The sequence below is a fragment of the Edaphobacter dinghuensis genome, assembly GCF_014640335.1.
Classification (GTDB): Bacteria; Acidobacteriota; Terriglobia; order Terriglobales; family Acidobacteriaceae; genus Edaphobacter; species Edaphobacter dinghuensis.
This window is the reverse complement of the sequence record NZ_BMGT01000001.1, coordinates 865421-889874: the sequence shown is the minus strand read 5'-3', so window position 1 is coordinate 889874 and position 24454 is coordinate 865421. Positions and strand designations below refer to the sequence as shown.

The 24454-nt window shown below is 57.5% G+C and carries 21 protein-coding genes; 5 read left to right on the top strand and 16 right to left on the bottom strand.

Annotated elements, in window-relative coordinates; all coding sequences use genetic code 11:
• Positions 1-80 precede the first annotated feature (80 nt).
• From IEW09_RS03580 to IEW09_RS03520, 13 genes are all read right to left on the bottom strand, one after another.
• The gene (locus IEW09_RS03580; RefSeq protein WP_188552760.1) at positions 81-2249 is read right to left on the bottom strand and encodes a 3-keto-alpha-glucoside-1,2-lyase-like domain-containing protein; all 2169 of its coding nucleotides are present in this window, start codon (positions 2247-2249) and stop codon (positions 81-83) included.
• The gene (locus IEW09_RS03575) at positions 2246-4891 is read right to left on the bottom strand and encodes an ATP-dependent Clp protease ATP-binding subunit (RefSeq protein WP_188552759.1); all 2646 of its coding nucleotides are present in this window, start codon (positions 4889-4891) and stop codon (positions 2246-2248) included. The genes IEW09_RS03580 and IEW09_RS03575 overlap by 4 nt, the downstream gene beginning before the upstream one ends.
• Positions 4892-4900: 9 nt before the next feature.
• Positions 4901-6742, bottom strand: coding sequence for a type VI secretion system baseplate subunit TssK (gene tssK, locus IEW09_RS03570; protein ID WP_188552758.1), 1842 nt, complete (start codon positions 6740-6742; stop codon positions 4901-4903).
• 24 nt (positions 6743-6766) lie between these two features.
• Positions 6767-7717 carry a type VI secretion system baseplate subunit TssG gene (locus IEW09_RS03565; protein ID WP_188552757.1) on the bottom strand — a complete coding sequence of 317 codons (951 nt, stop codon included), beginning with the start codon at positions 7715-7717 and terminating at the stop codon, positions 6767-6769.
• Positions 7714-9420 (bottom strand): hypothetical protein, encoded by a 1707-nt coding sequence (locus IEW09_RS03560; protein ID WP_188552756.1) that lies wholly within the window; start codon positions 9418-9420, stop codon positions 7714-7716. The genes IEW09_RS03565 and IEW09_RS03560 overlap by 4 nt, the downstream gene beginning before the upstream one ends.
• Before the next feature lie 20 nt (positions 9421-9440).
• Positions 9441-9806, bottom strand: coding sequence for a hypothetical protein (locus IEW09_RS03555; RefSeq protein WP_188552755.1), 366 nt, complete (start codon positions 9804-9806; stop codon positions 9441-9443).
• Between the two features lie 99 nt (positions 9807-9905).
• Positions 9906-10355, bottom strand: coding sequence for a hypothetical protein (locus tag IEW09_RS03550; RefSeq protein ID WP_188552754.1), 450 nt, complete (start codon positions 10353-10355; stop codon positions 9906-9908).
• A 27-nt stretch (positions 10356-10382) separates the two neighbouring features.
• Positions 10383-10859 carry a hypothetical protein gene (locus IEW09_RS03545; RefSeq protein WP_188552753.1) on the bottom strand — a complete coding sequence of 159 codons (477 nt, stop codon included), beginning with the start codon at positions 10857-10859 and terminating at the stop codon, positions 10383-10385.
• 40 nt (positions 10860-10899) lie between these two features.
• A complete protein-coding gene (locus IEW09_RS03540) occupies positions 10900-11379 on the bottom strand; it encodes a hypothetical protein (protein ID WP_188552752.1) in 480 nt (159 codons plus the stop codon).
• Positions 11380-11453: 74 nt separating this feature from the next.
• Positions 11454-12791 carry a hypothetical protein gene (locus tag IEW09_RS03535; protein WP_188552751.1) on the bottom strand — a complete coding sequence of 446 codons (1338 nt, stop codon included), beginning with the start codon at positions 12789-12791 and terminating at the stop codon, positions 11454-11456.
• Between the two features lie 2 nt (positions 12792-12793).
• A complete protein-coding gene (locus IEW09_RS03530; RefSeq protein WP_188552750.1) occupies positions 12794-13294 on the bottom strand; it encodes a type VI secretion system contractile sheath small subunit in 501 nt (166 codons plus the stop codon).
• A gap of 41 nt (positions 13295-13335) precedes the next feature.
• The gene (locus tag IEW09_RS03525) at positions 13336-14778 is read right to left on the bottom strand and encodes a vWA domain-containing protein (RefSeq protein ID WP_188552749.1); all 1443 of its coding nucleotides are present in this window, start codon (positions 14776-14778) and stop codon (positions 13336-13338) included.
• A gap of 43 nt (positions 14779-14821) precedes the next feature.
• Positions 14822-15772, bottom strand: a complete 951-nt coding sequence (locus IEW09_RS03520) for an FHA domain-containing protein (RefSeq protein WP_188552748.1) — start codon at positions 15770-15772, stop codon at positions 14822-14824.
• 174 nt (positions 15773-15946) lie between these two features.
• Here IEW09_RS03520 and IEW09_RS03515 point away from each other — a divergent pair, with 174 nt between their 5' ends.
• From IEW09_RS03515 to IEW09_RS03495, 5 genes are all read left to right on the top strand, one after another.
• Complete coding sequence (locus IEW09_RS03515) at positions 15947-17035, top strand: ThiF family adenylyltransferase (RefSeq protein WP_188552747.1); 1089 nt, start codon at positions 15947-15949, stop codon at positions 17033-17035.
• 95 nt (positions 17036-17130) lie between these two features.
• A complete protein-coding gene (locus tag IEW09_RS03510) occupies positions 17131-17856 on the top strand; it encodes a hypothetical protein (RefSeq protein ID WP_188552746.1) in 726 nt (241 codons plus the stop codon).
• 5 nt (positions 17857-17861) lie between these two features.
• Positions 17862-18122, top strand: coding sequence for a hypothetical protein (locus tag IEW09_RS03505; RefSeq protein ID WP_188552745.1), 261 nt, complete (start codon positions 17862-17864; stop codon positions 18120-18122).
• A 38-nt stretch (positions 18123-18160) separates the two neighbouring features.
• Positions 18161-18691, top strand: a complete 531-nt coding sequence (locus IEW09_RS03500; RefSeq protein WP_188552744.1) for a ubiquitin-conjugating enzyme E2 — start codon at positions 18161-18163, stop codon at positions 18689-18691.
• A complete protein-coding gene (locus IEW09_RS03495; protein ID WP_188552743.1) occupies positions 18688-19680 on the top strand; it encodes a serine/threonine-protein kinase in 993 nt (330 codons plus the stop codon). Before IEW09_RS03500 ends, IEW09_RS03495 begins: the two co-directional genes overlap by 4 nt.
• 36 nt (positions 19681-19716) lie before the next feature.
• Here IEW09_RS03495 and IEW09_RS03490 read toward each other — a convergent pair whose 3' ends face one another.
• From IEW09_RS03490 to IEW09_RS03480, 3 genes are all read right to left on the bottom strand, one after another.
• Positions 19717-20718: a VWA domain-containing protein gene (locus IEW09_RS03490; protein WP_188552742.1), complete on the bottom strand. Its 1002-nt coding sequence runs from the start codon at positions 20716-20718 to the stop codon at positions 19717-19719.
• A gap of 170 nt (positions 20719-20888) precedes the next feature.
• On the bottom strand, positions 20889-23240 hold the full coding sequence (locus IEW09_RS03485) for a GH92 family glycosyl hydrolase (protein ID WP_188552741.1): 2352 nt from the start codon (positions 23238-23240) through the stop codon (positions 20889-20891).
• 162 nt (positions 23241-23402) lie between these two features.
• Complete coding sequence (locus IEW09_RS03480; protein WP_188552740.1) at positions 23403-24287, bottom strand: hypothetical protein; 885 nt, start codon at positions 24285-24287, stop codon at positions 23403-23405.
• Positions 24288-24454 lie beyond the last annotated feature (167 nt).

Below are 24454 nucleotides of genomic sequence, written 5' to 3'. Positions count from 1 at the left end.
ATCCGATCTTCCCGTGTTCATAAAGCTCTTCCAGTCTCTTGCCTGTTCTATCGGGCATTTATTTTTTACTGACGAGCTGCCTACGTTTGCCTCTTCTTCTTTTCAAAATCAAACCGCAATACCGTCGAGCCGCCGAGATCAATCTTCGATCCCTTGCGAAGTGCGATAGGCTGGCTCGGCCGCGCCGGCTCTCCATTGACTTTGGTTCCATTCGAGCTGTTGGTGTCGATAAGGAAAAAGTGGCCGTCTTTCTTCCGTACCTCGCAGTGGAAGCGCGAGATCATGTGCTCCACATCGCGGATGACGATATCGTTCTTCTGCGCTCCGTCCTGGGCGATGCCGCCAATCCGCACCACATCGCGATCCACCGGGTACAGCCTTCCCTGATCGAGCCCTTGAACAATCTGCAGCACGGGAAAGCGGACGCGTCTTCGTGACCGCCAGAACAGGCCGCCCACACCGAATAGAGCTAGAATGCCCGCTCCTGACGCCAGATAGACAAGCCGGTGTCTCAAGCTGAATGCTGCGTCGATTCTCGACCGGAGATCGCGAGCCAAAGGATTTTCAGGTGCGAGGCGCTCTGCCACGCTTAATAGCTTGTCTGCATGCTTCAGGTCTCCACTCAGAAAAGCGCTCTGCGCGGCCGCCAACGAATCCGATACCTGGCGATCACGCTGACTTGCGCTTACCTCTTGCTGCTGGGCCTGATTTTGTTGCTGCTGCTGTTGCTGCTGTTGCGCTGCAGCTTTGGCCGCTGCCTCTTTATATCCCTGCACTGCGGCAGCGTTGTTAGGATCGATGCGAACAACCTGGTCGTACAACTGCATCTGTTGTTGTGGATCGTCGGTCTTCAGCGCCTCGCTCATCAGTTGCGCCACCTGCTGCCGGGCCTGCGGAGTTGGAGTACCCAGTGCAGCCGCAATCTGTGCCGTCTGTGCGGCAATGCTCGCAGATTGCGCTGGCGCAGATACTTCTGATGTCGCCGCAGACGGCACGGGCTTCGGCACAGCGGCATGGACAACACCGCCAAACGAGTTCGGAATCGACTCAACAGCGACGTTGCTAACGTCGATCGATTTCACATCTTCCGGCATATCCAGGCTGATAGTGCCTGTCTTGACCCTTGCTCCAGTTTTCGTCGTAGCACTCTCCGGACGCGTGTCGGTATAAAGCGTCGTCAGCGAGCCATTAATGAAGATACCGATCACTCGGCCTCCGGCGACGACCGTCTCCGACATGGCCGGCTGTGTTGCAAGCGGCTTCAGGGGCCGCGCCAAGCCACGCAGCTCTCCACTTTTGTTTCCGATTCCCAGTGGATAGCCCGTCGCTATGCTTCCCGCTTCATTTCTGAAATAGATTGCAGGGAATGCATCTTTCTTCTTCTCTTCCACCTGGGCACTGCCTGTAATCTGCAATACGAAATCATCGTACGACCCAGTTGTCTCAAGGGAGCCTGGTCCGCTTTCACCATGTATCTTCCCGCCTTTTACCGACCAGTTTGCAGTATGAGATTTACCGCCGGAACCGAAGCTGAACATCTTTGCCAACGAGTGGCCTACACCCTCTCCCGGCTTCGGAGTAAACGGTATGTTCTTCCAGCCGGAGAGGTCGACGTTGTTGAATACAGAATTGACGTTGAGCGGTTTCACATAGATGTTGCGAAGATCGAGACCTGCTCCACGAGCCGTCTGAAACTGGATGTATCCAGCCTTTGCACTGTCGTCGGTCGTCTCTGCCGTCCGCTGCCCATCGATCTGCACGACGATATGGCTGCCGTTCGCCTCAATGGAAACCTTGTGCCATACATTCAATGCAGGGGTCGACAGGCTGCTTTTACTCTTCAGCACGACGCTGCCTGCGGGCCAATCGGGCTTCGAATCGCCCAGGGTAATCCAATAACCACTGCCCTCCGGCTCGCCGCTGTGAGGCACTCGAATCCGAACCGCAGCGCCTGAAGGCGTAGCATTCGAACGAAACTCAAAGTTCAGAATGAAGTCCGCGAAGGGAAGTGCAGTAACGATTCGCCGGTCGGCCGCCATCGACGTGCTAAGCGACTGTTGCTGCGTCGTCCAGCCGCTCGTCGAGTCCCATCCATTCGTAGAGGCACCATCAAAAAGATTCAACCAGCCGCTATATGCCTCGGCGGCTGTCAGCTTGTTCTGTGCCTGTGCAGTAATGGCTAGCCCCGGTAACAGAACCAGGGCTACACCAGACCAAAGTATCTTCTTCACAATTTTATTGACGCTCATCGCGTTACGGTCTCCTGCGTGTCGGTCGCAACGTCGGGTTCTACTACGTTAAAACTCAGACCATCCTCATCCGCATCGAGCTGAACATGCTGCCCTGGAAGAATGTCCTGGGCCAGTAGTGCATTGGCCAGAGGAGCAAGCACCATCTGCTGCATGACGCGGCCAGCCGGGCGTGCGCCATATTCAGGGTCGTACGAATGTGCCGCAAGCAGAGACACCGCGCCCGGACTTACTGCTAGCCGGATATCGCGATCTTCTTCCAACTTTCTGGTCAGGCCTGCCAGATGGACACCGACGATGCGCTCCAGCTCCGGTTCGCTGAGTGGATTGAAGGCAATGATCTGGCCGATGCGGTTGTACAGTTCAGGACGCAGACTCGCACGCACAACTTCAAGGATGATCTGCTTACGCTCGCTATCGTTTTCCGCACCCATAGATTCGCGCACGCCGAGGTTTGAAGTGAAGAGCACGATCGTATTGGAAAAGTCGCAGAACCGCCCCTTGGCATCCGTCAAACGGCCCTCGTCCAGAACACCCAGCAACAGATCGAGAATCTCGGGATGGCCTTTCTCCACTTCGTCGAAGAGTACGATCGAATAGGGAGAGCGACGAACCTGTTCTGTCAGGAAACCTCCCTCATCGGAGCCGACCAGACCCGGCCGCGAGCCGATCAGGCTGGCCGCGGAAGACTTATCTTTGTACTCCCCCATATCAATGCGAATCAGCGCACGTTCATCGTCAAAGAGCGCCTCAGCCAGGGCTTTTGCCAACTCTGTCTTGCCAACACCGGTCGGCCCTACAAAAAGGAACGAGTTTGGACTTCGCTTCAATTGCAGGTCCGTGCGCATCCGTCGCGCGGCCTCTGCTACAGCTTGAATTGCATCCGGCTGACCAAAGACCCGCTCTGCCAACCGCTCATCGAGCTTAAGCAGGCGGTCTCGCTCGCTCTCGAGAAGACGGCTTACCGGAATGCCCGAACGTTCTGCGATCACCTCGGCGATGTGCGATGGCTGCACCTCGTCGGACACCATCGGGGACTCTCGCACCGTAGCAGTCTTCGTCTCAAGATCAGCCTTCTGTTGCTCCAGATATTTGAGCGCGCCATACCGTATCTCTGCGGCCTTGGTCACGTCGCCTGCAGCCTCAGCCGCCTGCAGAAGACGGTTCTGCTCTTCAATCGCTTGAAGCGTCTTCTTCAGCTCCGATGAAGCCATCCGTTGGCTGTCCCATGCCTCCACCAGCGTCGAAACCTGAGGATCGAGCACAGCAATCTCTTCTTCAAGCGCCGCTATCGATTTTTTCTGCTGCGCACTCGCCGACGCACCGCGCAACGATTCCAGTTCAGCCCGCTTTCGCAGCAACAGCCGTTCCTGCTGATCGACGTGCGTAGGCTTCGATTCAATCTGCATACGCAGACGCGCCGTTGCCGCGTCGATCACATCAATCGCCTTGTCCGGAAGAAACCTGTCGCGCAGGTAACGCCGCGACAACTTCACTGCAGACTGCAATGCCTCATCCGACAGCTTTACCCCATGGAAGGCCTCGTATCGCTCGCGGATGCCGCGCAGGATATACAGCATGGACTCGTCGGTCGGTTCCTTAACCTGTACCTGCTCGAAGCGGCGCGCCAACGCTCCATCTTTTTCAATGCGCTCGCGATACTCGTCAAAGGTCGTCGCTCCAACGCAGCGCAGCTCGCCCCGCGCCAGCGCCGGCTTCAGAAGATTGGCGGCGTCCATACCGCCCTCTGTGCCGCCTGCGCCAACCAGTTGATGCAGCTCATCCAGAAACAGGATGATCTCACCCTTCTTCAACCTCACTTCGTCGATGACACCTTTGATTCGCTCCTCAAACTCACCGCGATACTTTGCTCCTGCAACTAGAGCTGCCAGATCAAGAGAGATGACGCGACACATCCGCAGACTCTCCGGAGCATCGCCTGCCGCAATGCGCAGCGCCAATCCATCGACGATGGCGGTCTTGCCTGTACCGGGATCGCCGACCAGTACCGGATTGTTCTTCGTCTTGCGCAGCAGCGTCTGAATCAGCTGACGAATCTCTTCGTCGCGCCCCACCACCGGCGAGAGCTCTCCGGCGCGCGCCGCAGCAGTCAGGTCCCGACCAAAGCGCTCCAGCACTCGACCCGATGCTGCGCCTTCCGAACGTGATGCCTTCTCCGGCTCATACGTATCCTTCAGTGTCTTTTGCGCTTCGTCAATTTTTTCAACAGACTCTTTCGTAATTCCAGCTTCGCGCAGGTCTGCCTTCAATGCGGTTTCACCTAACTCCACCGCGGAGAGAAGCACGTCAATAGGTTCAACGTTCGTACCTCTGCGCCCGCTGGTGCGCTCCAGGCTTTTTTCAAGCAGCTTTCGCAGGGCCTGTGAAGCCACTGGCCTGCGCCCCGGTTCGAGCGTACCGCCGTCAGAGCCATTCACCTTCATCGCAAGAGCATCCAGCAACGCGCCGCACGCTACGCCGTTGCGCTCCAGCAACGCAAACAGGCTGCTCTCATGGTCGAAGAGTGTATATAGCAGATGTTCAGGCTGGATGAGCGACTGCTTCCGTCGCTCTGCAAGCAATCGTGCCGCTTCCAGCGCGCGCTCCATATCATCCGATAAAAGACTCAGGTCCAATGCCAAGGCGTTCTCCTATTCCAAACGCCGTCGTCGCGGACGGCTTGTTGCACTATCAAGCTCATTGGCTCCAGAGTCATCTTCACGCTTTCGCGGACTCCATGGCGGCAGAGTGTCGCCTGCATCTACAGCCTGGGCACGATCAGTCGAAGTCTGTGTCTTCGCATACTCAGCCGCTCGCGAAGAGACGTCTCCCCGGCTTCTTACCGTTGCAGCAGCACTGTAGCTCTCATCGAATCCCGATGGATCAAGACGGTTGTTCTCTCGCGCCCCAAACCGGGTAGCTGTCAGATCATCTGGCCACACTGTGGCCGGTTCACTCGCTCGGCCGCTGCTCTGACTGGCGCTCTGGCTATCGAACGTCCGTCCGGCAAAGAACCTGTGCCGGGTAAACAGCAGCGCGGTATGGATCGCATGATAGGCCTGCACCGTTACGCGCACATCCGTGATGGTGGGCACGTCCTGCGCTTCGAAGTCCAACTCGAAGTTGTACTGGTCGTCGAGCTTGGCCTCGGCCTGCAGAATGATCGCCTCTCGACGAAAACCGCTTCCTTCATTCAGGCGAATCTCGGCACTGATGGTCGTCCCTCTGGGATAGGGTTGATTGCGATCACCTACAAGAATGAGCCGATAACGATCTCGCCCTTCGAGCCGCAACTGCGAGAAGAAGATGGTCAGCTCATCCACCACACCCTGTACTCGCGAAGGCTTCGCAGCCAGCTTGTAAAGCACCTTGCCCTGACGGTCGAAGATGAAATTCATGCCTTCGAGCGAAGGGCTGCGGCGGAAGTCGATGTACTTTCCTTCGAGCGCGCGTTCCAGCTTTTCGAGCACACCGAGCGACTGCAATGCAGATCGCAGCTCCACACCGAGATCGTCATTAAGCCGCAGCGTGCGCCCGGTCTGCAGCGTGTGCTTCTGTATCTCAATCAGCGCGATCAGCTCCGTCTCACCGGTCTCGCGAAGCGTCTCATAGTACTGCTGCATCCCGGGAGCCAGATCAAAGAACGTCGCCGCCTGGTGCAGCAGCTTCCGAATGCTTCCGAAGAAGCTCTCCGGAGATTGCTTGCGATCAAGCACCTGGTAGGCGGTTTCCTGCAGCACCATCACCATGCGCTCTGCAAAGTTGAGCGAGTCGCGGTCGACCTCGGTCTCAATGCCGCGCTCGGTGAACAACACCAGAAACTCCCGCATGGCACGGTGCAGTTCCGCATATCCTGCTGCCAGGTGATTGACCGCCTCCATAATCTCCCGCCAGCCCGAGGTCAGCTCACTATAGGCGGAAAGCGACACGCAAGGCGGAATGTACTGCGGGTCCTTTTCGTAGTGCATCCCCGCGGAAGGCCGTCGCAGCCGCGCCACTGCAATAGCGTTCTCCTTTTCTGCAGCAGTCACGTCGAGGGCAATTCTGTAGGAGAACGTCCGTTCCGTCTTCATCTGCGGATTGAACGCATCGGGAGCACCTTCGATCTTCTGCTTTTCGCTAAGGTCGCAGATAACATAAACGATGGCCTCAGCCACACCTGCTAGCTGCTCCTTCGCGAATCTCTCCGACAGCACCGATCCCTCTTCGATCTCAACGATCCAGCCTGAAGACGTCAGACCGCGGCATTTGCTGATAGAGAGGCTCAGCGTCTCCGGCCCCTCTTCAAGCACAACCGTAGGATCATGACGTACCGCGCCAAGATCGCTTGCAGGCAGGCGAACACCGCCGCCGACCAGCCCCGATCCCGTCGTCAGATAGCCGATGTTCCAGAACAACAGCGACTCGACGTAGTGCTCCTGACGCAGAAAATGCTCGGGAGTCAACAGCATTCCGTGTTCCCAGTTGACCGACTTCAGTCGGATATTATCCATCCCGTCTCACCTCAAAGTCCTCTCTCACACGGCATCGCCCAGGTACATATTGACGCCAAGTCGGCTATTCCGTTCCGCCATACCCAGCCAGGGGCACCGCTGCGCATCCGCGACCGTCCACACAATCTCGTAGTCCAAAAATGCAGGCATCAGAAAATCGAACGCGCGCCGCAACAGCCGGGCCTGTTCCCCTTCGGCAAAGGCTTCATAGGTCTTGAGCGAAACCGGGCCAAGCGTGATTCGAAGATGCGCAAGGTCTTCCACCGCATCGCCGACGACCGTATCGATGCCGAGTCGGCTCGCTCTAACACCCAGCAGCGTGGACTTGTCGCGATGAATCATCGCCACCGATCGTTGATAGCGTAGACTCTCAATCGGAATTTGAAAGAGCACGCCGAGCACCAGCCGCATTCCCTCTTCGCTGCAGGCAAGTGCCGGAAGCTGTGCCAGCAGGCTCGACAGCCGAAACCACAACTCCCGCGGCCAGTCTGCGCTGTTCACACCAAACAACGCCATCCATCGCTCGCAGGCGAGCTTGTCGGTATTTGAGAGACGAAAAAGAGTCGCGCCTTCACGAGTCCAATGGGTCAGCTTGTCCAAAGGATCGTCGATGCCTTCGAGCAGCTCCTTGGTCCCCGGCTCAGCCTCGCCGCCGGAGTCCCACATACCGACCGGCAAAGCATGATTGAAGCCCAATCCGGCGACATCGAGAGAGATCTGCGTATCCGGTTCAAGCATCGCACCGGGCGCCGGAGATTGCGCGACAACTGTTCCGTCCGGAACCGCCTCTCGCCCCGTGCGCCGCAGATGAATACGCGACGGAGAGATTCTCATCGCCGCAAGACATGCCATCGCCGAGTCTGCCGAGTGGCGAAAGGCATGCGTGCCCGAAGCCAGATTTGGCATCACCGGCAAAACCGCCGTCTCATTGACCGGTGGAAGACCCATCGCCGAGGCTCGTTTTGGAGTCATCATGGAGCAGTACCTCCGCTCCATTCGAACCGCACCTCCAGCAGAATTCCCTGGATCAATCTTTGCTTCAGATAGCTTTCAAGTCCTTGCTGCAACACAGGCAGCTCGACCTCGGGCTCCGTGAAGCCATCTTCGTCAAGCGTCACCCAAAGCCGTTCCATGCGCCTCAAGCCCTCAGGCTGCCGCTCGATCTGGGAACGTACTTCGACAGCAAGAATCCTTCGGTCGAAGCTCAGCGTCGAAGCCTCAAGGTCTGCACGGGTGACGATCCTTCCGCGGCTTAGCAACGCTTCGGCAAAACGTCGCTGCGTGCTTGGATAGTCATCGCCGTTGGTGCCGCCTGCTGCAGCCGTTACATGGCTGACGCTGATGTCGTCGAAGGTTGCACTGTGGGCAAAACCGGTGATGTCGCCCGGTCCCACGCGATTACCGAGGCTCCCGTTCGTAAGCCATAGCCGCACGTTCGCCGCCGTCTGTGCCTGACCATTCGGATCGATGCCAGGATGCAGCGTCAATCGATCGTTGTGCAGCTCATACCAGCCCACCGATGCATCCCTGCGCGGCCGCAGCCCTGCCTCATACGGCTCATTTGCCAAACTGCTTACCGATAGCGGAGCCACCAGCATCTCGCGTACTCCAACACTGTTGTGCCCCACTGGAATGGATCGCCCATCGCGCTCAAATTGAACCGTCTGATTGCGGCAAAAGACATTCGATGCCGTCATCGCATGCAGCATGATGCCGTTGACGGCGTTACGCAACGCGGGAATCCCCGGCGGAAGCGGTATCTTGATCCAGACTCTCGGCGTGCTCAAAAAATTGCTCATGTCCCGGCCGCAGATCTTTGCCAGCGCACCATCCAGGAATTTTGGGACCTGGCATAGCAGCCGGCGATCCTCCGACATGTCGGGAAAGATAAATTGCCTTCCGGAGTAGAACCCATCCGGAATCTCCGGCAACTCCCGCTCGCTCTTCGCAGTCCAGTCCGCCTCTAGCTGCCAGCCCAACTCGTAGACTCCGCTGTTAGCGCGTCGCGGTCGCATCAACCCCGTACCGTCCAACGTTCCGTCTTCGTTGAAGATCCACCATGGCTCTTTGCGAAGCGCCTCGCGCAGCAGAAAAGAGCCCGGCCCCAACTCGAAAAAGAGTGCATGCCGGCGAAGAAGTGTCGGAGGCAGGTTCTCAATTGCAATTAACAGCGCCGGCTGTACCCCCAGGTTGACCTTCACCGGATCGATCGAAGGCCGATAAGGTTGCAAAGACTCTGCTGTCTCTACGCCGGGCAATAACTGCAACTGCTGGTCTTGATATGCCAGCGCCAACGCAATTCGTGCTGCCGATACCTGGATAGTGGCATCCAGTCCAAACGTGAGCCGCTCCCCTGTGGAGGCCTTTGCATTCAGCTCCGTGCCTGCACGCAAAACCTTCGCGCGGTGCGAGCGCGAAGTGAAGCGAACGACCGTCTGGGCTGGATGCGCAAGCCTCTGCGAAAGCTGAAGCCCAGCCATCAGTTCGTCCAGCAACGACTGCCGCATCCGTCCGGTGTCCGCGTAAACAGTCTCGATCTGTTGCGCAAAGGTTCGGAACAGGACAGCCAGCACCGGGTCCGTTGCATCGACAGAGATACCGAAGTCCTTCACGCGTCGGCGAAAGTCGTCGCGCAGGCTGCGGTCGATATCGAGAATGGTCGGCGGCTGAAAAGTCATCGTCTTACACTGGTGGTGCCTTAAACAGATTCTGTGCTGATGCGGGTGGAGTACGTCTCCGCGCTGCGAGTCGCAACCAGCGTGATGGAGTAGACATCGAAGTCAGTGCGTTGCGCGTTCTCGCGTACGATCTCCTGCACGCGATAGTCGGTGATGCCGAGATCGTCAAACGCGCGATTGGCACGTTCCATCGCGAGCCGCGGTGAATCTGCGCGCTGCCTCCCGGATTCGAGAAGATCGCGAAATCCAAAGTTTGGACATGCGGCCCATGAACCTCCAGGGGTCAGCGCCATTGTCTGCAGAAACGACAACAGTGCAGAAGACTCTTCGGTTCGATGAAGCGTGCCGCCCTCTCGAAGACGCAGAGGGAAGGACAAAAACGGCATAGGCGCACCCTCCTTGCATTTCGTCGTGCGATCTGGAAACAAGCAAAGCCTGCCCGCGGCTATTGGCCGCAGGCAAGACTTCACAGGCAATCTGTTTCGCTAGTTGCTGATCTTGATCTCGCTGAAGTTCTGTTGATTGAGGGAGGGCTCGAGGTCCAGCACAAGAACGTGATTGATGCCGGTCTCGCCCGACTTCACCGCGTCATCGCTCTGGTAAGGATTCAACGTGTGAAACCCGCTGATCCAGCCCTTGAAACTGTAGCTGCAAAGAGCGTCGTTATGCGAGTCATCTTTCCAGAACTCCAGCTTGACGTCTTTGACCTTGTCCTTGGTCACGACATTGGCAAGACCGAAGAGCGAGTTCATCGTCGAGTAGGGCATGTTCTGGTCGTCGTGAAAATCCACATATGCGCGGATATTCGTTTGCAGGCTGCCCATCTGAGGCATGCCGGCGCGGTCCTTGTCGGTTGCAAAGGATACGGAGATCGACAGGCAATCGAACTTGTTGCCGTCGATCGTGCAGGTGCTGCGGTACGGTGAGGTCGCCATAAATTTTTCCCTTTTCTTGAAATCGGTCTAGTTGCTCATCCGGATGTCTTGGAAATTCTGCTGATTCATCGCAGGCTCCAGGTCAAGCACCAGCATGTGGTTCAGGTCGGGTGCCGCGCCGTCAGTCAACAGATCTTCCGTGCTTGCTGCCTGCGAGCGTGGGATAAAGTCCAGAGGATTGCTCGTTTCGAAACGGCGAATCCAGCCATTAAAGCTGTAGGTGCAAAGAGCATCCTGCTGCGATTCGTCTTTCCAGAACTCGATCTTGATCGGCTTGATCTTGTCTCGCGTTACTACGTTGGCCAGATCGAAGAACTGTTTGATCGACGAGAAAGGAATGTTCTTGTCGTCATGCAGATCGGCCCACACGCGGATCCGTGTCGAGAGGCTGCCCATCTGCGCAACGCCTGAGCGATCTTTCTCTGTAGTGAACTTCACGCTGGTGGTTACGGCGTTGAACTTTGTGCCGTCGATTGTCACAGTCGTTCTATAGGGAGTTGCCACGTTGTTCTCCTTGCGGTCAATTTAGATTTGCCATGCTCGATTAGGATTGCTTCTTGTCCTGCTCCGGCAACGTACGCGAAAACAGATCTCGAAGGGTTTGAAGTGGAGATCTCGGCGGTATCTGAGCCTCCTTGTCAAATTTGCGGGGTAGAACACCCTCTTCGAAAACCGAATGATTCCCGGTTGGGGTAGAAAACTTGTCGGGCCTCGATGCAGGCCGAAACGACGATGTCAAAATAGCGTTGCCGCGCCGCCGATCTTCGGGTACGCTCTGCTGCTCCTGCGACGAAGAACTCTTCTTCTCCGCCGCAACGTCGGCAAGAGTAAACGGCTTTCCTGTTCGCGCCTGCATGCTCATGCTGTAAGGGCGCTGCGCTGCAATAGGAGCTTCGTTCTCCGCCATCCGTGCCGCTGTGCCGCCACGAAGATGGATCCGCGGACGGGGCCCTGCACTCTCGCGCTCCTGCTCCTCTTGCTCCGCGCGGCGCGCAGCGGTTCCTGCTGAGATATTGAACCTCATCTTTGGAATGCTCCCCTGTCCATCGTTGCCGTCCCTTGTCACACGAAGCCATTGAAGCCGGGCCACGCACAGATCTACTCTTCTTTGGCCTGCTTGTTAAAGTCGGGGACATCGATCTTCAATACAAATGTCTCCGCCGGTCCGGTCGGCATCACCGACAAAGTAATGTCGCAAATGCCCTGCATCCGTTTGTTCGAGTCCTTGTCGACGAACAGGTCGTAACCAATAATCGTTCCCTGTTCTACCTGCTCATCCAGCAGCCGCTTCAACGGCGTCTCAATCTGCTGATCCATAAAATCGCGAGTCAGCACTTGTCCTGCAACCTGCAATAGATAGTGGCGGCAGCAGCGTTCGAGATAACGCAGAATACGGTACGACGTAAAGAACTTCAGCACGCCGTAAGGATCGTCTGCCTGCGTTCTGCAGCCATAAAAGCAAAGATGGTTGTCCGCATCCCGAATGATGGGGATTAGTTGCCTCTCCATGCTGAGGTGCTCCATCTCTCCGATCAACGGCTCGATGCGCGCCTTCTCGGCACCAACGACTCTGCCGAAGCGCGAGCCGACTGGCCCCTGCGCCATGCCCTGCGCATCGTCTGCACGTGCCACAGCGCCTGCAAAGACGATCGAGGGAGGTCCGTACAGCCCTTCCTTTGCTTCATCCTTTTCAAACCAGTACGGTGCTCGCAGTTGCAAGTAGCCCATCAAACACACATCTGCAGCAGCGGCATCGTCCGGCCGCTTCAAGAACTCGTACTTGCCTCCGGGCAAGAAGTTCCGTTCGACATTCTTGAACGACTTCTCATCGTCGAGGTCACCGATCAGCAGCATTCCCCATGCATTTGCAATCTGCTCGAGCTTCTCTCGCACCGGCTGCGGATAGAAGCCAGGCACCACAAGATTGCAGATGTCGTCGCGGAAGTTGAAGTTGTCATTGCGCTGCACTACAAAATTTTCAATCGCGGCAACACTCATGCTGAAGACGTCCCGCATCGCCTTCGGATCGGCATTCAGGAGGTACAGCTCTACTGGCTTGCGTACCTTGCCGTCGTTAACCTTGGTGTTCTCAAAGAACATCTGCAGTTGCCGATAGCTCAGCTCGATCGGACGAATCTCCTCAAAGACCTGCGCCAGCAGCTCGTCGCGCACACTCTCCGCATCGTCGATCTTTGCCTGCAGCTTCTTGACCGTCGTGTCATAGTGGTCTTCCGGGCTCAGCAATTGCTCGAAGTTCATCAACTGCGCAAGAAAGTCCTTCGCAGACTGTGCGGTAAAGATGCTGGCAATGTCTCGCTTCTCATCGGTAAGCGCGGGATGGAGATCGGCGAAGATATCCTGCAGCAGCTCGTGCGCCGGCGACTGAGCGATGATCTGCTCCGTCGTAACTTTGGTCGTGATGGGTGCAGTCGCCATGATTACTTTCCTCCCTGTGCGACGCGCTCAAGTTCCCCGCGAAGCTTGCCAAGTGCCGTAATAATCTCTTTCCGCTGTGCCTCGTTGGACCACGCGCGCCGCACGGTCGGCAGCTTCCAACGGTCTTTCAGGCGATAGAGCAGGTCGATGTTCGTCTTCAAATCCGCCAGATCGTTGCGGAGATACTCCGATTCGCCGTCGGCATTCTTGATCTCCTGCTTCTTCTGCAGATTGTCCGGCTCAAAGTCCTTAATGCTGCGAAAGCGAAACTCTGCACGGAACTCTGCCTCTTCCGGCCCCGCATTCCCTCTGAAGTTAAGCTTCGGCTCAAACTTCTTGAAAGCATCGCCCAGGTCTTCGACCTTGGTGAGATCTTCGTTTTCCGATCCGGCTTCGCTACCTACGCGCCCAATCGTCATGGGCAGCATCAAAGCGGCCGTCGATGTAGGAACCTTTCGTACCGAGGGTGTTACTCCCTTGCGAATTACTTTGACTAGCGGCATCGTTCCTCTCTTTCATCTTTCCCAGCACTATGCTGGCCTGGTTAGTGCGTATCTCTTACAATCTCAGCCTTGGAATACTCTGTTCTCGGCTGTACCTGGGTAATCTGTCCGGCGGAACGCTGCTGCTTACTTCGTAGCTGATCCGCATCGAAGCCATCTGGTGCATTCGTCACCGTTCTCATCTGAACGGCTGAAGCCTTTACTCCCGTATCCTTGCCCCAACGCCTGCCCCCATCGCCAGCGCCCAGGCCGCTCGCATATTCGTTCCCCCAAATAAGCCGCGGAACCCAAAGCCATAGCAGGAGTAGCAGCGTACTGCACCCGGCAAAGACCAGCAGCCCTCGCAGTACCGTGTCCCAACCGGAGCTGGTCGCAGGCCTTACAGCAATCAGGGCCGTCATCTCTTCCGGAGTTGCTGTCCGCTCATAGAGCGGCGTACCCATCGCCGGTGTCACATAACGTACCGGCACGCTCATCAACTTGCGGCCATCGGGCAGCGTCAACGAAAAGGAGAACTGCGGATCTCTCGATGCAAGCGAAGAGCGATCGCTCCACGGAGACAGAAACGTTACCTGAAGATTGGCCGACTGCAACGGCGTAGTCGCATGAAGGATCTGAACCAGCTCGTCCCCGGTCGTCGCCAGGAAGATGCGCTTGGAGAGCCGCTGCAGCGCTTGCGTATCAATCTGGCTACGGTCACCAAAGCCGATTCCGATCACGTCCAATCCCGAAGACGCAACCTTCGCCACCGCCTGCTGCATACCGAGCGGCCCATCGAGAAGATCGGCATCGTCTCCGCGCGCCACCTCGTTTTTTCCGTCCGTCATGACGATCACTCGCGGCTGAAAGTCCGCAGCCGTCGTTCCCGGCTTCACTAGCGTCGCCATCTCGGCCTGCATCGTCTGCACGCCGGAAAAGACCGCCTGAAAGAGCGCGGTGTTGTTGTTCGGGGCGGGCTGCGGCATCGCTTTCAACTGCGCCATCGCTTCACTTCGGCTGCCGGTAAAGACCGCTGCGCGAATCGTCGGCACAACATGATGGCTCTCGAAGGGAACGATCGCAATCTGATCGACACCCTCCTGCATGCTGTCCACATACTTTGCAATCGCTGTCCGCGCCGCCTCAAAGCGCGATACTCCCGGGCCGACCGGCGAGTTCATGCTGCCGCTGATGTCCACCTCGATCAGCACAATGTTCGGCCGCCGGGTCGCATCGGAGCCTGCACCCGCAGAGACATAAAACGGAGCGATCGTCTCTCCGTTCGAATTGACCTGCACCGACTGCAGCAATCGGTCCTTCGTCGGCAGCGCTACAGCAACAGGCTGTCCCGCATCGTTCGATGGCGTAACACTCACAGAGAGGCACGGTGTCATGCTGATCGGCGTACAACGAACGAGCTCCGGAGCGCGCACGACAGAGAGAGCTGTCGCCCCGCTTCCCTGCGCCCAGCTACTGATTGCGCCCGCCAGTAAAAGCGCGCACATCGCAATCCCGAATTTTGCGGCCCGAGCTACCAAGTCACCATTCCTAGTCGTGAAGTTTTTTGCTGGAAAAACGGAGGGCGGTGCGGCCAACCAATATGTCGTCTGATTCGTGAAGCTCCTGAGAAGTTGTTACTGTCTTTCCACGAACCCTGAGTATGAACTTTGCAATGCCCGCCGGACCACCGGCATCCGGATGCCGGGCGATGAAGTAACGACCTTCTTTTGAGAACAGTACGGCGTGACGCGGAGACAAAAACGAGTCCGGAACAAAGATGTCGACACCCTGTTGAAATCTGCTGCCCGTATCTGACGTAGCGATATTGCCAAGAACATAGCTCTCGCCCGGCTCAAGCGGCCACTGCTTGCCGGTGCGGCCAAGCTTGCTCTGCGCACGCGCATCACCGCTGCTGATGAACTGCACCGCTCCATCGCGCATCAGCATGGGCGAAAGCGCCGCGCCAAGTCCTGTGCCTGCGCCCGTCAGCATCAATCCAAAGGCCTGGCATATCTCCGGAGAGTGCGGCCCGAGAAAAGTAAACAGCAGACCACCCACTAGACCGCCCGCCAACCCTCCCGCATAGGTATGCAACACCCTGACCCGATTGTTCTTCACCCAGCGCAGGCCAACTCCCATGCCGATCAGCGATCCTGCCAGCGCCCACGCCACCAACCGAAACAATGTCGGCGACTCAACCTGAATATGCGTCTGCAGCAGCGAGAGAATCAGCGTAACGACAACCGCCGAGCCTAACCCACAGAGCGCTCCCCAGCCCACCGTGGCCCAACGCATAGGCTTACCGGCGGCGTAATCCATATATCGAAAGACAAATAACGCCAACAGAAATCCAAGCAGGAAGACCACCGTTGCATCCGGTATCCATAGCCCGCGTTTGACGTCCAAAGCAATTAACAGCAAACTGCTTCCACCCCAGGTGAGGATCCCAGCCAGAGCGCCGACGAGCGCAGCGAAATAGATATTTTTGTAAAGACTCATGGCTTCAATTTCAGCTAAGGTTTGAGAATCTTAGCATGCGTAAATTAATTTACGCCTCGTAAATCAACGTCTATCAAGAGTTAAAGTGAAAGAAGTTTTTATGTCATCAAAAAAATGTGCGCCGGTTCTTCACCTATGCCAACTTTTAACTCGTTAATTTATGAACGTCTTGAGATGACCTCGTACACTCGCGAGGCAATCGGAGGACTTGCAGTTGCCGTGGTTGGATGCGGCGCTCTGGGCTCAGAGGCAGCTCGTTTACTCGGACTTCTCGGGCTCGGCACCGTGCTGTTGATCGACCCCGACAGAGTCGAAGCGACCAACCTTATCCATAGTCCTTATCTTCGATCGAAAAATTCACTCGGCCGTCACAAAGCCGAGGTCCTTGCAGAAAATCTCGCGGCGCATTTTCCTGACACCCACTGGCAGACGCTTGCATGTGAGATCGCCGACGTCGGCTTTCAGCGCCTTCGGCGTTGTGCTCTTCTGCTCTCCTGCACCGACAACACGCTTGCCCGAGTCGAAACCGGCTACGCAGCCCACCGTCTTCGTCTTCCGATGATGGATGCCGGACTCAAGGGGCGCGCCGTCTGGTCGGGCCGTGTAGCGTGGCTCCCCGGAGGCCGTGCAGCGTGTTATCTCTGCCAACTGGGCGAAGCCCGCCGCGCCGAACTGCTCTCCTTCTCGCTCTCTGCCGCGCAAAGCTGTTCTGCTCCTCTTCACACCGATCAGCCCTTGCCCAGCACGCCAACCATGGCATCAATAGTCGCTGCGCTCCAGGTCGATCTCGGCCTTCGTCTTGCCTTAACTCCTTCAGAACTCACAGAGCAGGCATACGCATGGGAACTTTCGCTGCCATTGCCTGAGACAAGCTGGCACTCCTTCACCATTCGGCCCAGCGCCGATTGCCCCTGGCATAGCTCCGAAGATTCGTCAGATATGGTGATCCTTCCCATGGATCAGCCATTGAATGAGTCGCTTGCACAGCAGAGCGCTCAGACGGAAAATCAGCCCGCGTCCCTCGAACTAGACTGGCCTCTCTGCGTGAAGGCACGCTGCAACCGATGCCGGCATCTCTGGAGCCCTATGCTTCGCCTCGCCGTCTTGCGGCGGCGGGGTGTGTGTCCGGCCTGTGGAGAATCCTCGTTGTCCGCTATCGAGACTCTCGCGCGCGTGACCATCGGAGACTCTTTTGCACATCTCACGCCGCGCCAGCTCGGTCTTCCGCCCGATCATCTCTTCACCATCGCGCGCTCTTTGTAACTGCATCGTGAATAGGCCGATACTTTTTTCAGCAGCCCCTGACCACTCTTTAGCAAGATTCTGAGTCTCAGCTAAGATGCTGGAGGAGAGTGCACGTGCGTCTGAATCAGGTCGGTCTACTCGTTGGGTTTGTTGTCTTCTGGCTCTCGATCCAGTTTCTCGGGGCGCTGGCTGGCCCACTTGCGACTCTCTTGCTCGCAATCCTGATTGGCGTATTGGGAACCTTCACCGCAAATTTCTTCTCATTGCTCGAGCGCCCGCTATGGCTGCTCCCCGTCGTGCTCGGATGCTGTTCACTCGTAGGCCTTGGCATCAGCTCTATCAATCACCAGCCCGTTGCTTATGAGTGGCTGGCCGCACCACTATGCCTGCTCGCCAGCGGCGGTGTCGTTCTGCTCCAAACTATGAGTCGCAAGCGCTGCGGCCTGTGCAACCGTCGCTTGAACCCGAATGCCCTCACCTTCACCTGTCCTCGCTGCGCTCTCGTCGTATGTGACGAAAAGTGCTGGGACTTCGAGCATCGCCGCTGCCAGCTCTGCGTCGAGCATCACGTCCCCATCCTTTCCGCGCAGAAGCAATGGTGGGACCGCACACTCGGCCCTGCCACAGTCCATGGCCGCTGTCAGGTCTGCATGGCCTCCTTCGATCAGGCCGATCTACGCCTTTGCGGTCGCTGCCGCCGCCCCCAGTGCCGCGACTGCTGGGATAATCTTAACGGCGAGTGCTCCCGATGCGGCTGGGTCATCGCCGATCTTCCTGAATCTCTTAAGCTGATTCATACTTCTTACAGCGAAACGCTACCATCGCAACAATACGAGTAAAAGCCATGGCCAAATATCAGATGTACTTCGACACCGTTCGCGGAGAAACCAAATACAACGTAGATATCGACGAAGACGAAAATCTTAACGTCGTCCTCGACGAGATACTCTTCGACCTCCGCGAGCGCGGCGACGTGTTGCAGGGTGATGGCGAGCCCGAGGTCAACTGGAACAACCAGAGCCTCGATTTTTCTCTGCCGCTTCCCAAACAAGGCGTTCGCCCCAACGATGTCCTTCGCGTCTCCACCATCTCCACCAACGGTTGATGGCGGCAGCCCGGTAGCGAACTGCATCCTATCTCACCATGCGTACACGCCGAATCGAGAACGAGTGGATTTTGCTGGAGACGCTGCAACAGGCCAACCCGGGCCGGTTAAACCTTGCGCGGAATCACGATCTCTTTCTGCTTGAGGTCGACGGCCTGCCGGCATTGCCGCTGCCGTCTCCTGATCATGTAACCGCAAACGATACAATCAGCACTCGCCACCGGCTTCGTATCGTCTTTCCGCGTTATTATCCCAGCATGTCCGCAGAGGTCTATCTCGACACGCCGGTCTTCCACCCCAACGTGCATCCGGAGACCGGCTTCATCTGCCTCTGGGCAAAGCACCGTGTCCAGACAACGCTCGAGCAGACGCTCGCACAGCTTCAACGCATTCTTGCATGGCAGAGCTTCAACGAAAACATCGAACACGTTATGCAGCCGGATGCTCTGCTCTGGTATGCGCACGATGAGGCACGCGCGCGTCTCCCCCTCCCCTTCGTTCCGTTTACGCCCGTCCACACCGAAGCTTGGGTCCCTCGCACGATGCCAATGCGCAGGCGGCTTTCATGAAGACTCTCATCCGCAAGCCGGGCACCGCACGCGCAAATGCGCCGCTCGATACGCGGGAGATCGCCGCACGGCTTGCCATCATCTTCGCCGGACGCTACCAGGTCCTTCGTCTCGTCGGCATCGGCGGCATGGCAAGCGTCTATCTTGTGCGTCATCGCATTCATCACGGACACTTCGCCGTAAAAGTCCTGCATCCGGCCCACGTCGAACAGGCAGACCTTCTCGCGCGGTTCCGTCGCGAAGGCCTGCTCGGAGCACGGCTCGCCGGCCATCCCAACATCGTTCCCGTTCTCGACGTCGGCGAGGCCGACGGCCTGCACTACCTCGTGATGCCATACATCCGCGGCGAAGACCTCGACCATCTGCTTGCCCGTGTCGGCCCACTCAGCTTTGAAGATTCCATCCTGATCACAACACAACTGAATGAGGCACTCCTCTACACATGGAGCAAAGGAGTGATCCACTGCGATCTCGCTCCCGGTAACATTCGCCTTAATGAGTTCGGGCAATTTCTCCTCGTAGACTTTGGCCTCGCAAGTCTCTCGCGGCACAGTCGAACTATCCCTCCTTCCAGAACCAGCCACCCGGGCACGCCGCTCTACATGAGCCCTGAGCAGATCCTCGGCGATCATGTCGATATCCGCAGCGATCTCTACGCACTCGGCGCCATCCTCTACGAGATGCTCACCGGCAAGGCCGCCTTCCACGGCAACACGCTTCAGGAGATCGAACAAAACCATCTCACGCCGAAGCTGTCGTTCTCGCATCCTCGTCTTGCGGCGCATCCGGGCATCAAGCCTCTTCTTCAGACGCTTCTCGCGCTCTCCCCCGCACAGCGCTTCACCGACCCCATCGCTCTGCAACACGCTCTCGCTCACTTGGTCGCTCGTCCGGCACAGCCATCCCTCCGTCCCGAGATCGAGCCCGAACGCGAGAGCACCGCACCGCGCCGCAGGCTTTCTTTCATCAAAGAAAAAGCTCAGAGCTAAGCCGCATCATCGCAACCGAAGCAGTATCTGTAGTGTCTACGGCTGCGCCTCAAGCCAGTAATTCCTTCTGGCCGAAACCTGCATCTCGGGATGCTGCGGCAGCCGCACCGTAATCGTATGCAGCCCCACCGTCTGCGAAGTTGGATAGAAGCTCAAAATATAACGATTGCGAATATGGTTGTTCAGCACGTTAAGATCATTGCCCAGGTCAACCGCATTATCGAAGCTGCTCGTCTCTCCGCCCGACAGCGCAGCAATCTCAGCAGACATGTTCTTGTGCATCGCCCCAATCGCAGCATTAAGAGGAACGCTAAGGTCGACGTAGCCGAGAAACGAACCTGCTGCTGGATTAATCGTAATCGGAGGATGCTTATGCGACGACTGCTTGAACTCCTCCCGCAGCGTCGTCTTCTCCGCCGAAAACGTCATGCTGTAGACCGCCGTATTCGTCTCACCCAGATCGCGGACAACGTCCTTCACCTTCGCCTGACTGCCGTCATCATGCTCCTGACTGATCAGCAGAATCGCCCGCCGCGTATTCGCCGGCTGCTGCTTCAGCAACCCAATCGCATACTCCAGCCCATCAAAAATCGCCGCGCCACTATTGCCCACATCCGGATGATCGATCGCATCCTTCCACTGCTCGACATCTGACGTAAACGGCGAAGCCGCCTCCGGCCTGCTATCAAAATTCACAATCGAAACCTTATTGGGCGCAGGCCCAAGAATCGTCGAAATCATCGTCGACAGATTGGCATAGCTCGGAAACTGTCCCCGCGCCGCGCCGCCAGTCTGCATCAGCACCACCAGAGACAGCGGACGCGTGCTCTCATCCTCCAGCGTCACCTTCTGCGGAACACCATCGTCGGTCAAAGCAAAGTCATTCGCCTTCAGCGAAAACACAAGAGCGTTACCCGCCGTCTGCACCAGCGTCGGCACTACCACCAGCGTCGTCGTCGTATGCAGCGTAGTCTGCGCCAACACCACACCCGTCAACACAACAGCCACAACGCCGGATTTGAGAACCGTGAAGTTCATCAGCCAAGTTCAATCTACTAGCGAAGTACGCATCTCGATCCCAATGGCACAAGCGTACGTCATCTCGACCGAAGGCGTGCGGTTTCATCGCACGCCGTAGTGGAGAGACCCCTGTATTTGCCTTTCGTTAGCCCCGAAGCAATCTATGCGATCTGCAAGTACGCTGCGCATCAATGCGCCTCCGACATAGAAAAAGGCCGCGCCGCAACTGAAGTCGCCCAAGTCCTATTTGGCGCGCCGCCCATCACAAACCGCAGCTCGCCACCAGCAACAATCTCGTCCTGCCGCAGAAAGCTCCGCGTCAGCGGCTTGCCGTTCAGGCTCACGCTCTCCACATAAGGATGGCTCTTACTCAACCCGTCCGCCACCACCTCGAACTTTTTCCCACTCGGCAGATGCATCGTCGCCCGCTCCACAAACGGCCGCCCAATCACATACTCGTTCGACGCAGGAGCCACCGGATAGAACCCCATCCCGGTAAAGATCATCCACGCCGACATCTGCCCCAGGTCGTCATTCCCCACCAACCCATTGGGAGCAGGCCGGTACTGACTCTCCACAATCTGCCCCAGCCGCTCCTGCGTCCGCCACGGCTCGCCCGCATAGTCGTACAGATACGCCAGATGATGGCTCGGCTCATTGCCGTGCACATACTGCCCAATCAGCCCCGCCATGTCCTCCACATCCGCATACTGCTTCGGGTCCACCTTCGCGTCGAACATCGCATCGAGCTTCGCCACCAGCTTCTGATCGCCGCCCAGCAGCTTGATCATCCCCGCCTCGTCCTGCGGCTCATACCACGAGTACTGCCACGCATTGCCCTCGGTAAAGCCGCTGTCCGCGCCCGCACGCGCCGGATCGAACGGCTCGCGCCAGCTCCCATCCGCCAGCCGCGGCCGCACAAACCCCACCTTCGGATCGAAGACATTCTTCCAGTTCTCCGACCGCTTCTCGAACCGCTCAGCAACATCGTTCCGCCCCAGCTTCCGCGCCATCTGCGCAATCGTCCAGTCGTCGAACGCATATTCAATCGTCTGCGACACCGCCTCCTGATGCGAGTTCGCCGCGCCGCCATCCACCGGCACATAGCCCAGCTTCATGTACTCGCCCAGGTGCCCATACGGAGCGTAGTCCGCCGTCGCCACCATCGCATCCAGAGCCTTGTTCGCATCGAAGCCGCCGATGCCCTTCATGTACGCGTCCGCAATCTCCGGCACTGCGTGGTAGCCAATCATGCACCACGTCTCGATCCCCTGAAACTGCCACACCGGCAACATCCCAAACGGGCTCTCCTGCTGCGAAGCCAGCATCGACCGCACCAGATCGCTCGTGCGCGACTCCGGCTCAATCAGCGTCATCAACGGCTGCTCCGCGCGATACGTGTCCCACAACGACAGGCTCGACACAAACTGAAATCCCTGCGCCCGATGCACCTGGTTGTCCGGCCCGCGATAACTCCCATCCACATCCATCGACAAGCTCGGAGCCAGCAGCGCGTGATACATCGCCGTATAAAGATTCTTCCGCATCGCCGGTTCGGCATCGAAGCTCACCACGCTCAACGCCTTCTCCCACGCCGCTCGCGCCGACGCATGCACCGCATCGAAGTCGAACCCCGGAACCTCGGCATCGAGATTCGCAATCGCGCCGTCCTCGCTCACCGGCGAGATCGCCACCTTCACCACCAGCGGCGCATTCAGCTTGCCAAAGTCGAACGTGGCCACCAGCCCACGTCCCTCCATCGCCTGCGTATTCTCCGGCGTGTCTCCCGGCGTCTTGAACCCCTTGTACTCCACCGGCAGCGGCTCGCGGTCCACCAGCGAGTGCCCGGTCACAGGCCGCGAAAACCGCATCGCAAAATAAAGCTGCCGCCCCGGAGCCCACCCCCGCGTCTCGCGCATCCCCGTCACCGTGCCATCCTGTCGAACGCGCACCCGCGACCAAAGCACCTTGCCCGCATAGTTATAGATCGACGACCGCATATCCAGCAGCAGGTGCGCCTCGCGGTCCGACGGAAACGTGTAGCGATGCACGCCCACCCGCGCCGTCGCCGTCAGCTCCGCACGAACGTCATAGTCAGCCAGCGTCACCGCATAGTAGCCCGGCGCAGCCTTCTCCGTTGCATGGCTAAACCGCGACCGATACCCCGAGAGCGGCTTGTCCACATCGCCCGGCTCCAGCCGAACCTCACCTGCAATCGGCTGAATCAGAAAGTCGCCAAGATCGGAGTGCCCCGCCCCTGAAAAGTGCGTCTCCGAAAAGCCAAGAATGGTCGAGTCCTCATACCGATACCCGGCAGCCCACTTATAGCTGTGCTTGAAGTTGTTGATCTGCGTATCCGGGCTAAGCTGCACCATGCCAAACGGCACCGTCGCCCCCGGAAACGTATGCCCATCGGCACCCGTGCCAATAAACGGATCGACCGAATCATAGCCAGCCGACTGCGCCGCAGCACGTCCCCACGCTGGCAACGCAACTAAGGCAATCGTCAAAAAGCCGACACAAACAGAACGCACAGACATCCGGGCAAACGCACCATTAACCATGTCATCGATTGTCGCAGCAGATTGCGGCCCAGTACCTGCACTCCAGCAAAATTGTCTCGTCAGCAATTCAGGGAAAAAGGAAATTTTAGGAGCCTGTTCAAACCTCAAAACATCAAGGATTACTTCTCAGAAGCCGACTTATGAGGACCGATTCTTAGTATCGCGCCTTTGTGCCATCCAAAGCGTGAAGGCACTCATCAGGGCTACCACCACGCACATAATGCTCGCGATCTTGATCGTTGTCAGAATGTGGCCCTGGGACAGTGGATGCAAATGAAATTGCCGTATTAGGGCAACGACAGCTCCAAGAAAATCCAAAGCGAAGAAGATTCGAAAAGCGAGCTCAACCCACGGACGATAGGGCGGCTTAACCCAGAACCTCATGGTTTGCTTCCACTTGACGTTCCACCATAATGTCCAACATGCTGCGGTGAAAAGTGCAGCTGTGGTCACCTCTTGTTCGATCGGGTCATTCTCCGCTCTCTGCTGCCACTGCCGTTGTCCTTGAGACTCAATAGTCGCGGACTGTGCAGGTGTTGGAACGTCTCCTCTTGGCACTTCCAACTTCAGAATCCGACCATCTCGGTAGGAGATGCGAACAGGCAGTCCGGCCCGGATCGGCCCACCATGCGAGGTGGCATTGTGAAAGCCAGGTGCAATTTCATAGTCGGAATAGCAGAACCGCTGGTCAGCTACCGAAAAACACTCGTCTTGGTGTCCCTCGTATGGCATCGGGTGGAAATCGCTGACGATTCCCTCAACCGTTTGGTATTCGCCGTCCCTATAGGCGTTGTACGCGGCTGAATCTGCATGGATGGTGCTGAACCCGACCACTGAGACCCACAAGAGTCCGAAGAGAAGGCAAAACACCGCAAAGAGCCAATGTGGCTGTGCCCACTTGAAGCGTCGTTTACCCCAGATGATTACCGCGCCTGCTATTAACGGGATGAAGCCAACGCAGGCAAAGGGCCAGTCCGGGGCGCGTTGGGAAATCTCATAGGCTGTGACGTAGTCGACGGGCATCCGAACAAGTATCACATTCTGTGGGAGCAATCTCTACCTGCATTTCCATAACTCCTCATAAACGCCTATCCGTTAAGCGAAGCATAGCTTGGCAATTTAACTACTTGATGCGTTGTTTGTCAGACTTGCCATTGCCGCTAGGTACAGCGAGGCTTCAGCCTCGCGTC

Excerpts from the sequence above, each read along its gene's own strand:
- IEW09_RS03580 (WP_188552760.1), bottom strand. The coding sequence starts at position 2,249 with ATGAGCGTCAATAAAATTGTGAAGAAGATACTTTGGTCTGGTGTAGCC.
- tssK (WP_188552758.1), bottom strand. The coding sequence starts at position 6,742 with ATGGATAATATCCGACTGAAGTCGGTCAACTGGGAACACGGAATGCTG.
- IEW09_RS03565 (WP_188552757.1), bottom strand. The coding sequence starts at position 7,717 with ATGATGACTCCAAAACGAGCCTCGGCGATGGGTCTTCCACCGGTCAAT.
- IEW09_RS03560 (WP_188552756.1), bottom strand. The coding sequence starts at position 9,420 with ATGACTTTTCAGCCGCCGACCATTCTCGATATCGACCGCAGCCTGCGC.
- IEW09_RS03555 (WP_188552755.1), bottom strand. The coding sequence starts at position 9,806 with ATGCCGTTTTTGTCCTTCCCTCTGCGTCTTCGAGAGGGCGGCACGCTT.
- IEW09_RS03550 (WP_188552754.1), bottom strand. The coding sequence starts at position 10,355 with ATGGCGACCTCACCGTACCGCAGCACCTGCACGATCGACGGCAACAAG.
- IEW09_RS03540 (WP_188552752.1), bottom strand. The coding sequence starts at position 11,379 with ATGAGGTTCAATATCTCAGCAGGAACCGCTGCGCGCCGCGCGGAGCAA.
- IEW09_RS03535 (WP_188552751.1), bottom strand. The coding sequence starts at position 12,791 with ATGGCGACTGCACCCATCACGACCAAAGTTACGACGGAGCAGATCATC.
- IEW09_RS03530 (WP_188552750.1), bottom strand. The coding sequence starts at position 13,294 with ATGCCGCTAGTCAAAGTAATTCGCAAGGGAGTAACACCCTCGGTACGA.
- IEW09_RS03525 (WP_188552749.1), bottom strand. The coding sequence starts at position 14,778 with ATGTGCGCGCTTTTACTGGCGGGCGCAATCAGTAGCTGGGCGCAGGGA.
- IEW09_RS03520 (WP_188552748.1), bottom strand. The coding sequence starts at position 15,772 with ATGAGTCTTTACAAAAATATCTATTTCGCTGCGCTCGTCGGCGCTCTG.
- IEW09_RS03515 (WP_188552747.1), top strand. The coding sequence starts at position 15,947 with ATGACCTCGTACACTCGCGAGGCAATCGGAGGACTTGCAGTTGCCGTG.
- IEW09_RS03505 (WP_188552745.1), top strand. The coding sequence starts at position 17,862 with ATGGCCAAATATCAGATGTACTTCGACACCGTTCGCGGAGAAACCAAA.
- IEW09_RS03500 (WP_188552744.1), top strand. The coding sequence starts at position 18,161 with ATGCGTACACGCCGAATCGAGAACGAGTGGATTTTGCTGGAGACGCTG.
- IEW09_RS03495 (WP_188552743.1), top strand. The coding sequence starts at position 18,688 with ATGAAGACTCTCATCCGCAAGCCGGGCACCGCACGCGCAAATGCGCCG.
- IEW09_RS03490 (WP_188552742.1), bottom strand. The coding sequence starts at position 20,718 with ATGAACTTCACGGTTCTCAAATCCGGCGTTGTGGCTGTTGTGTTGACG.
- IEW09_RS03485 (WP_188552741.1), bottom strand. The coding sequence starts at position 23,240 with ATGTCTGTGCGTTCTGTTTGTGTCGGCTTTTTGACGATTGCCTTAGTT.
- IEW09_RS03480 (WP_188552740.1), bottom strand. The coding sequence starts at position 24,287 with ATGCCCGTCGACTACGTCACAGCCTATGAGATTTCCCAACGCGCCCCG.